The organism is Flavobacterium sp. 5 (assembly GCF_002813295.1).
Taxonomy (GTDB): Bacteria; Bacteroidota; Bacteroidia; order Flavobacteriales; family Flavobacteriaceae; genus Flavobacterium.
Window position 1 is genome coordinate 3,499,381 of sequence record NZ_PHUE01000001.1, and the last position, 11,076, is coordinate 3,510,456.

The following is an 11,076-nucleotide window of genomic DNA, read 5'->3' on the forward strand; positions in this document are numbered from 1 at the left end:
TTGAGGGTATAGTCTTTGGGGTTATTTTTTATGTAAGTTAATTTTAGCAGCATCTTTTTCGAACAGAGTATTTTCAAGATTGTAAAAATCTACAAAATCTTTTTCACTAGTCTGCCCTTTGTACGGAACGTAATAATGCATTTTTTGTTCTTTTTCTTGCCAACCATGGTTTCTCCATAGTAAAACATAAGAAATTTTATAATCACCAATTGCTTTTAATAAAGTAGTTGTCCACCATTTAGGATCGGGAATAGCTTCGTATCCAGCTTCTGCGAAAGCTATAAGTTTATGCTGTTCTTTAGCAATTGAATCAATTATTTTAAACTGATTTTGAGTTTCAGTTATAAACTTCTCACCATTTTTGTCGTCATTATTTTGATAATTATCAAAACTTAAAATGTCTACATAATCTGCACCTGGGTAGTTTTCAAGAAATTCTTCTTTTGTTTTGACCCCCCCAGTGTTGTAGATATAAATTAAGTTATGAACTCCTTTTTTTTGTAGGTAGTTAAAGGTGAATTTCCATAATGTTTTGAAGTCTTCTGGAGTACAATTCCCTTTGCCCCACCAAAACCATCCTCCGGTAAGTTCGTGATAGGGTCTAAAAAGGATAGGGATATTATCTCCTTTTTTATCTTTTAAGGACAAAAAGAAAACAGCGGCTTTGTCTAACCAAGTTATAAATTTTTTATGGTTTTCTCCACCTGGAAGAACTGTTTTTAATGAATTTGGAGTGTTGTCCCAAGCATTTTTTCCTGTTGCAGGATTATCAAAATGCCAACTTATTGTTGATACTCCACCTCTTTCATTAGCGTCCTGAATGTATTGTTTCATTTTGTCAAAAGGTACTCCATCTATATTTTTAGTACTGTCTCTTTCTAAACCAGCGATGTCCCAGCCATAAACGGCAGGGTAATCTCCAACTACATCTTTTATATCACTTCGTCCTTCTTCATATTTCCAGTTTACACCATACGCTAAATCATCTTGGTGACCGAAAAGAATACCTTTATTAGTTGTTTTATATAGGTTTTTGTATAATTTAATGGTATTTTTTGTTGATTTTTTATCAGATAATGATAATTTTGTATCACTTGTTTGTGATGAAACGCAATAAAATGTGCTAAAAGTGAATAAAATGGCTAGTATGTAGTTGGTTTTTGTCATATTCTGTAATAATGATATTTTGTTTGTTTTAAAATGTAACTCAATGGTTTAAATTGAATATCGAATGATTAATATTTTGAAATTTTGTTTTTGTCTTTTTATTAATTTTTTGATAAAATGTTAAGGAAAATATCATTTTAAAACGGTTTACATTTTTTAAACATATTTTTGTAATCAAAAACATAAATTCATTTTTCAAAGATAAAGTAATAACATCTTTTGAATTAATATTATTTTATCAATTTTATATCTTATTATTGCAAATAAAAAAACAAATTATGAGCACTTTTAAAAATTTTCATAGAGAAATTGTTCCACTTGCAGCTCAAGATAGCTTTTTGGTTTTTGATAGAATTAAAGATGAGTTTGATTATCCAGTACATTATCATCCTGAATTTGAAATCAACTTTATACTGAATGGAAAAGGTGTAAAACGTGTTGTGGGAGATAATATTGAAGAGATTGATGATGTAGAGCTAGTGTTGGTGGGGCCTAATTTGTATCATGGCTGGGAGCAACATAAATGTAAGAACAAAGATATTCATGAAATAACTATTCAATTTCATAATGATCTTTTTCATGACTTTTTGTTGTCTAGACGAATTATGACACCTATAAAGGAGATGTTTAATCGATCTGTACATGGTATTTTATTTTCAAATCAAGTAGCTGAAATGCTTACTCCAAGGTTAATTAAGATATCTAAGTTAGACGGAATGGATTATTTTCTCGAAATCATATCTATACTCTATGATCTTGCAAACTCCCGTAATCAGAGGCTTTTATCTACATTTACTGTCGAAAATGATACATTTGAAGAGTATGATAAGATGAAATTGATCTATGATTATATTCAGAAGAATTTTGCTGAAAAATTGTCACTTGAAGAAGTGGCTGGAGTAGCTAGTATGACTACTATTTCGTTTAATAGATTTATAAAAAAGCGCACTGGAAAAACGTTTGTCAATTATATTAATGATATTCGAATAGGGTATGCTGCAAGATGGTTAGTAGAGAAAGATCTCAGTATTTCTGAGGTTGCTTTCAAATCTGGTTTTAATAATATTGCTAATTTTAATAGAAGTTTTAAAGCTTTTAAAAAATGCACACCTAGTCAGTATCGAGATGATTTCTCTGGATTAAAGCGAATTTTGTAATTTGCTTATAGTTTTCTGTTTAAAAAGCTCTTTAGGATATTTTTTAAAGGGCTTTTTTGTTTTTTATAATTATATATATTGTTTATATTTTAAGGTTTAAATATTAATAATATAAAAAATTAATGCTAAAATTTTATTATATATAATTAATTTTTTCATTTTGAAAATATATTATCATTAAATGATATAATAATATTAATTTGATGTTAACTACTGTTATAAATTTGTTAATTATAAATCATATTAATAAATGACCAAAAAATAATTGCCGAATTACCCTTTCGGAACTTATTGAACTTAACTAACAAATTTTAATTATGAAAAAACTATTGTCTTACTTATCTCAATGGAAAATCAACCACAGAAAGGTTCCATTGATGCTTTTATTGTTTAGCTGTGGAATTATGAATGCACAAATAAAGGTGCATGGTACAGTTAAAGATTCAAATACCAATCAGGGATTACCTGGAGTTACTATAAAAATTGATGGTACCTCAACTGCTGTTTCTTCTGATTTTGATGGAAAATATGCTATTGATGTTCCTGAAAATGCAACATTGTCTTTCGCTTTTATTGGTTTTCAAACAAAAAAAGTAGCGGTTAATGGGCAAGCAACAATTAATTTAAGTCTAGTTTCTACTGCAGAAGATTTGAAGGAAGTATTGGTGAATGTTGGGTATAGAAGTGTGAAGCAAAAAGATTTAACAGGTGCAGTTTCTACAGTTAAAGCTAAAGATTTTGCAGACACTCCTCAAGTTAGTCTTGATCAGTTATTACAAGGTAGAGCTGCTGGGGTAACAGTAACTAATAATTCTGGACAACCTGGTGGTGATGTTTCTGTAAAAATACGTGGGACTACTTCTATAGGAGGAACAAACGAGCCACTTTATATAGTAGATGGTATTCCGATTTCAGGAGATGCAACTAATAGTTCTACAGGAGGTAATCTAGTAAAAGGGTATGTAGGAGGTAACTCAGGAAGTGTTACTACAAGTGCTCTTGCTCTTATAAATCCTAATGACATCGAAACAATGGATATTTTGAAAGATGCTTCTGCTACTGCTATCTATGGTTCAAGAGCATCCAACGGAGTTGTTATTATTACAACAAAAAAAGGAAAAAAAGGTTCAGGAAAACTTACTTATGATAGTTATGTGTCATCTCAGCAAGTTACTCATTTGTTAAAAACTATGAGCTTAAGTCAATATGCGGTTCAACAAAATGCTTTGGCAGATTATTATGGTGTTCAACCAAGAAGTGAATTTGCAGTGCCTTCAGTTTTAGGTCCAGGTACTAATTGGCAAGATGAAATCTATCAGACTGCATTAATGAAAAATCATCAATTATCTTTTTCAGGTGCAAAAGATGGTACAAGTTATTATATTTCTGGGGGGTATTTAGACCAAGATGGTATTGTTGTTGGTTCCGATTACGAAAGATATAATTTTAAAACTAATGTTGATACAAATGTAAAGCCATGGTTGGGAGTTGGTGTTAGTATTTCTGGAGGTGTTTCTAAAGAAAATATAACACTAAATGGTTCTAGTGATGGAATTATCAGTAGTTCTATATTGTCGACACCTGATACATCTGTAAAAGATGTGGATGGCTCTTATTCTGGTCCTCCGGCAGGAGTGCCTGGAGCTTGGATTAATCCAGTTGCTTCTGCTTTAATGAATACTAACTTTTTAAAGAAAAAAAATTATATGGCTAATCTTTATGCTAATGTGAAATTAGCTAAAGGTTTAGAATATCGTTTTGATATTGGTGGTTCTACGTTTATTTCAAATTTTGAAGGTTTCCAACCTACTTATGTTTGGGGAACAATGCAAAATAAAGTAAATCAATTACAAGAGAGAGCAAATACTTGGAGTGGTTTGAATATTAAAAATGTTTTTACATATAAATTAAAATTAGAAGATCATAATTTTAGTTTATTAGCAGGGCAAGAATCGTATGAATCTCATTATTCAAGTAATGAACAAACCGTTTCTGGATTGTTAAGTAATAATATCCATTCAATTAGTTTAGGAGACCCTAAAACTTTAACTGCTACTGAAAACAAAGGGTCTAGTGCTTTGAGTTCTTATTTTTCAGCATTCAATTATGATTACAAAGATAGATATGGTTTTCAGGCTACATTTAGAGCGGATGGTAGTTCTAATTTTGCTGAGGGTAAAAGATGGGGGTATTTCCCATCAGTATCTGGATTTTGGAAATTATCTAATGAAAGTTTTATGGAAGGGACTAAAAAATATGTGGATAACATAAAATTTAGAGCTGGATATGGAGAAACAGGAAACCAAAATATTGGAGGAAATGCTTATGTTTCAGGAATAACTTCTATAAAATCAGCAATGGGTAATTTTTTTACAGTAGGTAATATTGCAAATCCTGATTTAACGTGGGAAACTGCAAAACAAACCAATCTAGGTATCAATTTTACAGTACTAGATTCAAAATTAGAAGCTACTGTTGATTTGTATAGAAAACAATCTGAGGGATTCTTGTTTACTTTGCCTTTGCCAGCTTATGTTATTGGTACTGAGCCGTATCAAGGTGGTTTAGGGGCGCCAAAAGTGAACTTAGGTAGTATGAGAAATGATGGTATTGAAGCTACTGTTACTTATAATGCTAAATTTGGAGAACATTTTACATGGAGTTCTACAGCTATTTTCTCTAAATACAACAATGAATTATTATCACTTCAAAATAATTTTGATTTAATAAAAGAAGTTCCTGTGAATGGGTATACAAATAAAACGGTTACAAAAACTGTTGTTGGACAGCCAATCGGACAGTTCTATGGTTACGAAACGGTAGGTATTATTAGAACTAATGAACAGCTGGCAAATGCACCAATTCCATTTACGGGTGGTAAACCTGCCAAAAGTGTTTTAGGGGATATTGAATATGTAGATCAAAATAAAGATGGTTTAATCGATGAAAAAGATTTAACTTTTATTGGAAGTCCTCATCCTAATTTTACTTTTGGTTTTAATAATACATTTAAATATAAAGGCTTTGATGCTGCGGTATTTATCCAAGGGTCTCAAGGAAATAAAGTGTTGAATTTGACTAGAAGAGCAGCAACAAAAAATCAACGTCTTTATGAAAATCAATTAGCAGAAGCGGCTGATTTTTGGACTCCGGATAATGTAAATGCTAAGTATCCAAGACCTGATGGTGCAGATGGACATCCTAATCTTGAAATATCAGATAGATATGTAGAAGATGGTTCATACATAAGATTACAAAACATTACGTTTGGTTTCTCTTTGCCATCAGATGTTATCTCAAAAGTAAAACTTACTAAATTAAGATTTTACGGAGGTCTTCAAAACTTGTACACTTTTACTAAATACACAGGGTACGATCCAGAAGTAGGTTCGTATAATCAAGATGCATTATTGTCAGGTATTGATTCTGGTCGTTATCCTACGAACAAATCTTTTACTTTCGGTTTGAATGTTGAATTTTAATAATTACAAAAAATGAAAAAATATATATTAAATATAAAAACAGTAGTGTTTTTTGCTATGCTAGGACTCTCAACTACTGGTTGTAGTAATGATTTTTTAGACAGACCATCGGAGGACAGCTATGTAAGTGATCAATTTTATAGCACTGATGAGCAAGTGCAACGATCTACTTATGGAATGTATGGTAGAATGTGGGCTCCATTTTTTACAAAATGTTTTTATGCATTGTCTGAATTGTCATCAGGAAACTGCTGGGCAAACGCAGATGGAAGTGAGGTAATACAATTTAAATTAACGTCTAGTAGTTCGTTTTTGTCCGATCCTTGGAAAAGTTGCTTCGCTATAGTGGCACAATCTAATAATCTAATTAATACTTTAGAAACAAGTGCCGCTCCTAGTGTAAACCCAGCGGTTGTAAAAAACACTATTGCCGAGGCACATTTCTTTAGAGCAGTTTCTTATTTTTATTTAGTGCGCTTATTTGGTCCGGTTCCTATTATCGAAGATAATTTAGCTTTGGCCAAAGACCCATTAGTGAATACAAATCGTGTTCAAGACGTATATAAATTCATTGAAAATGATTTGAAATTTGCTGCTGCGAATTTGAAATCTAAAACTAGATCTAGAACGCCTGGTGAAGAGAATATTTTTGTTTCTCAAGGTTCAGCAGAAGCTCTTTTAGCTAAGGTTTACCTTTATGAAAAGGATTATGCGAATGCTAAAGCTATGGCTGAAAAAGTTATTAACTCAGGTGAGTTTGCACTTTTACCAAATTATTCAGATTTATTTTTGACTAGTAAAAACAATAATGAAGAGTCTATCTATTCTTGGCAATGGTCTGGAGAAATTAATCAATACCAAGCTGGGAATTTTTCAAATATTCAGTATGGATTAGATATTTTGAATGATAGAGCTTCTTATGGAGCAACTTATGTACCTACAAATGATGTTCAAAGTGCTTTTGAATTAGGAGACAAAAGACGTAAAGAATCTTATATGATATATGGCGATGAGTATCCTGACTTAAAAGCACATGACACTGTTGGTTTTAAATTAAATAAAAAATGGTATCCAAATGTTTTAGATGGTACTGGCGCAGCAGTAAAAAAGTATGTTGTAGGACAGGTAACTGGAGAAACTGGAAATGCAGATTCTTGGGGTGGAATGAATAATTGTAATTACATTATGCGCTATGCTGATTTATTATTGATTCATGCGGAAGCAATTATGGCTGGAGCTGCGGAAACTTCCGATCCAATGGCAAAAAATGATTTTAATTTGATAAGAAAAAGAGCTGGTTTGGCAGAATTAGGTGTTAATGAGCCACTAACACACACAAAATTATTTAAAGAAAGAAGAGTTGAATTTGCTTTCGAAGGTGAATTCTGGTATGATTTAGGCAGATTACCTCGCGCAGAAGCAATAGATATTGTTTCTAAGCAAGATAGAGGAGCTGACTGGGAAGGGCCAAGGTATTATACTCCTGTTGCGACAGATTTTATCTTTCCTAAACCAGAGGTTGATGTTAGGCAGAATCCAAAATTGAAGGATGCGCCAGTACCTTACGTTTTTAAATAATTTTAAAAAAAATAATAATTATGAAAAATTTTAAAAAATTTATGATTTTAAAGGTGTATTTAATTGCTTCAATTTCACTTTTCCTTTTAAATTCTTGCTCTAATGATGACAATAATGGACACTCTACTACTTTAGCAATATCTGGATTTTCTGCTTCTGTTGTTGATGATCCATTGATAGAGGGCGATAGACAAACAGATGTGCCTGTTGATAAACTGGTGTGTGGTAATATGTATATTATTAGAGGGACTGGGTTTAGTTCATTAAAAGAAATTTCTTTTAATGGTATGAAGTCGGTGTTTAATTTGACTCTTGTTACTGATACAGCAATTATTGTAACTATAGATTCAAAGACTCCTTACTATAATGAAATGAATGAAGTTAAACTAGTAACGGGTATTGGGACTTTAAAATACACTATACCTGTTTTGCCTCCATATCCGCATATTCAAGGATTTCCTATTAACGCAAAGCCAGGAGATCTCATAACGATTACAGGAGATTATTTTTTGCATCCTGTTGTTTATTTTGGGACTACTGCTGTTGAGACTGTATCTTCAACATTGACTGAGATCGTAGTAAAAGTTCCTAATGGCAATTATTTACAAAATTTAGCTATTACAAATGTATCTGGTACTACGGTAGCTCCGCAAACATTTGGTTCTGCTATTTATGATGATGCTTACACTAATATTTATGGTTGGGAAGAACTTTGGAGTGATAATAATGTTGTAAACAAAGAATATACTAAAGATTTTAGCCAAGGTTCAAAGTGTATTGAATGGAAAACAGTAGGTGATTGGAGAGGTTACAATATTGCCCTAGCTTCTTGGAACTTTACGGATACAGATAAATACAAAGCTGTAAGATTTTCTATTAAAATGGCAAAAACAGGAAAAGTTAAGTTTTTTGTTAATGGAAATGCAGATAATAATATTAAAATTACTGAGTATAAGGAAGGGAATTGGATTTATGTTGAAATTCCATTAAGTGAAGTTGGTAGTCCAGCAGTATTGGAAAAAATTGGCTTTCAAGAACTAGGTGGTTTTGGAGGAAATATTATCTATCTGGATGATATTGGTTTAGTATTAAAGGATAAATAATTTATTTGGTAAAAGAATTTATGATTTCTATTTCTGAATTCTTTATAAAATTTATTGATTATTGTAAATGAATTAAAAATAAAACGTATGAAAATTATATATAAATTAAAACAAATCGCCCTATGTACGTTATTAATGACGTTTGTAGCATCTTGCGATGACAGTACTCCTGAAATTGGTGGAACTGCACAAAATTATAGCGGTAGTGCATTCGGATTAGTAAAACAAAATTCAAATCTTAGTGTTTTTTATAAGGCGATTGAATTGACAAACCTTACGGGAACTTTAGATACAGATGGGGATTTTACTTATTTTGTACCAAGCGATGCTGCAATGAATATTTACTTAGTAAATAAAGGCTTTGTGAATGATCTAGGTTATCCAGACATTGCATTAGTTCCTGTTGAGCAACTTAAACAAATTGTTTTAAGTCACATTATTAAAGGAACTAAGAAAAGAGTTGGTCCTCTAGAAGGAGTAACAGCAGATTATTTAGAAACAGGTGATTACACAACAATGGCCAATGAAATGAATCCAGCTCTTTATTTATTATCTGTAGTTGTAAATGGTAATATTCTAAAAGTAAATGGTTCAGATAAACAAGCTACAGGTATAGATATTTATGCTGTGAATGGTTTTGTTCATGTTCTTGACAATGTAATTAATTTAACACCACCTCCACCAGTTATTTCTAGTCTTTCTCAAGTTTTCGCCTCTCCTGGTGATATTATTACATTGTATGGTGATAATTTTGTAGGAATAAAATCTGTTAAATTTAATGATACAGAAGCTGAGATAATTGGTACTTCTACAAGATATGAAATGAAAGCAAAAGTACCAGATGATTTTGGAACATCTGCACTTATTGTTGTAGAAACTGAGTTCGGAACTTCTTCTCCAAGTAGTATTGGGGTTAAGTATTTATTTTATGGAGATGATTTTTCAGGTAATCCAACTCCAAGTGCACATTGGGGATGGGGTGGAGATTATGTTTTTCAAAGTACTAAAAATGTAAGTAGAGGAACATATTCTATTGAGAAAATTGCAGGACCCTGGTCTGGGTTTCATATGGGTTTCGAAGCTCCTCTAAATGTTGCAGATTATCAGTTCCTTAAAATATCTGTTTATGCAACCGAAAGTACTAAGATTTTAGTTTCTATAAATAGTGATGATACTGATGCTAACGGTACAACAGTTACATTGGTTGCAGGTCAATGGAATAATTTGTCAATTCCTTTCTCGGATTTGAAAACAGATAAGATTGGTACAACTTTTAATAGTTTGTTTATAAAAGAATATTCTGGAATTTCACTTACTCCAGGTAGTACTATCTATTTAGACGATATTGGGTTTTTGTAATAGATTTATTTTGAGTTAGTTTGAAATATTCCCTAGTTGAAAAACTAGGGAATATTTTTTATGCGATTATATGGATTTTATTAAATAGCACATATATAACTTGTTGATTTTAAGTATTTTGAATGTAATTTTAGTATTGTGTTTTGATAAAATAATATAAATTTTGTATTTATTTTAGTGTTAAATTTGGTTTAATAAAAATAACAATAAACACTTTAAAAAAACATTAATTATGAAAAAAAAGGACTCTTTAAGTGGCAACACTTTTAAATTATTAAAAGGAATAAAACTTTATGTATTTACTTTTGGGTTAATTATAGCAAGTTTTGTAGCCAATGCTCAAATAACAATTTCAGGAAATAATCCGTACTGTATTGCAAACAATCCCTCATATAGAATTGACAATCCTCCTCAGTTAGGGAGTTATGATAGAATTGATTGGAAATCTAATGATCCAGGAATAAGTTTTTCTGGAGATCCATCTCCTACAGTTCTTTATAAAGTGGTATTCAAAAGTGGAAATTTAATAGCTTCCCCAAGTTATATCTATGCAGAATTTTATTTAGGATCAAATTTTGTCACAGAGACAGAGCATTTTAACTTTCTTACTCCGACACCACCAGCAGTACCAAGCTATTTGGTTACAAAAACTAGTGATTACTGTACTCCTCAATACCATTTTATAACACTTAATGTGACAACGACTCCAAATCCAAGTCCTAACACCAGTTTTACTATCGCACCTAGAATTGCTAATTCGAGTATTGTAATTACTCAAACATCCAAAAATGTATTCGAATTAAAGTTGCCATTAAATGGAGAACCCTATTTTTTATATGATATAACAAGATCCACTTCTTCCACAGAGTGTGCGTCTAATACAATATCAAGTACATCGTATAGCAACATGGTTTCTTTAAATTTAACTAATTGCGCAAATAATACGCCCGCTGTAAATTATGATTTTACAATGGCACCGAATCCATATTCTAGCGGATATTTAACTATCGTTGCTCCAGCAATTACTTTTACAGGAACAATATGCAGAGTATATAATAATTCGGGGGTTTTAAAGACTACTTTTCCTCTGCCAAGTTCAAGTACTTCATTTCCTCTTAAAGCAACAGTTGGCGCAGGGTTGACACCAGGAGTTTATATTGTGCAAATAACCTATCCAAATGGAGTTGTAAAAACTAATAATTTAATTGTGATTTAATTTTAATCTTTTTT

The 11,076-nt window shown here is 31.5% G+C and carries 7 protein-coding genes; 6 read left to right on the plus strand and 1 reads right to left on the minus strand.

What is annotated here, in order from left to right; all coding sequences use genetic code 11:
• Positions 1–21 precede the first annotated feature (21 nt).
• Positions 22–1,167 (minus strand): glycoside hydrolase family 26 protein, encoded by a 1,146-nt coding sequence (locus CLU82_RS14630; protein ID WP_100843774.1) that lies wholly within the window; start codon positions 1,165–1,167, stop codon positions 22–24.
• A 278-nt stretch (positions 1,168–1,445) separates the two neighbouring features.
• Here CLU82_RS14630 and CLU82_RS14635 point away from each other — a divergent pair, with 278 nt between their 5' ends.
• From CLU82_RS14635 to CLU82_RS14660, 6 genes are all read left to right on the plus strand, one after another.
• Positions 1,446–2,324 carry an AraC family transcriptional regulator gene (locus CLU82_RS14635; protein ID WP_100845045.1) on the plus strand — a complete coding sequence of 293 codons (879 nt, stop codon included), beginning with the start codon at positions 1,446–1,448 and terminating at the stop codon, positions 2,322–2,324.
• Between the two features lie 317 nt (positions 2,325–2,641).
• Positions 2,642–5,806 (plus strand): TonB-dependent receptor, encoded by a 3,165-nt coding sequence (locus tag CLU82_RS14640; RefSeq protein WP_100843775.1) that lies wholly within the window; start codon positions 2,642–2,644, stop codon positions 5,804–5,806.
• 12 nt (positions 5,807–5,818) lie between these two features.
• Positions 5,819–7,384 carry a RagB/SusD family nutrient uptake outer membrane protein gene (locus CLU82_RS14645; protein ID WP_100843776.1) on the plus strand — a complete coding sequence of 522 codons (1,566 nt, stop codon included), beginning with the start codon at positions 5,819–5,821 and terminating at the stop codon, positions 7,382–7,384.
• Positions 7,385–7,404: 20 nt separating this feature from the next.
• Positions 7,405–8,487, plus strand: coding sequence for an IPT/TIG domain-containing protein (locus CLU82_RS14650; RefSeq protein WP_100843777.1), 1,083 nt, complete (start codon positions 7,405–7,407; stop codon positions 8,485–8,487).
• A gap of 87 nt (positions 8,488–8,574) precedes the next feature.
• Positions 8,575–9,846, plus strand: a complete 1,272-nt coding sequence (locus CLU82_RS14655; protein WP_100843778.1) for a fasciclin domain-containing protein — start codon at positions 8,575–8,577, stop codon at positions 9,844–9,846.
• Positions 9,847–10,078: 232 nt separating this feature from the next.
• Positions 10,079–11,062 (plus strand): T9SS type A sorting domain-containing protein, encoded by a 984-nt coding sequence (locus tag CLU82_RS14660; protein WP_100843779.1) that lies wholly within the window; start codon positions 10,079–10,081, stop codon positions 11,060–11,062.
• Positions 11,063–11,076 lie beyond the last annotated feature (14 nt).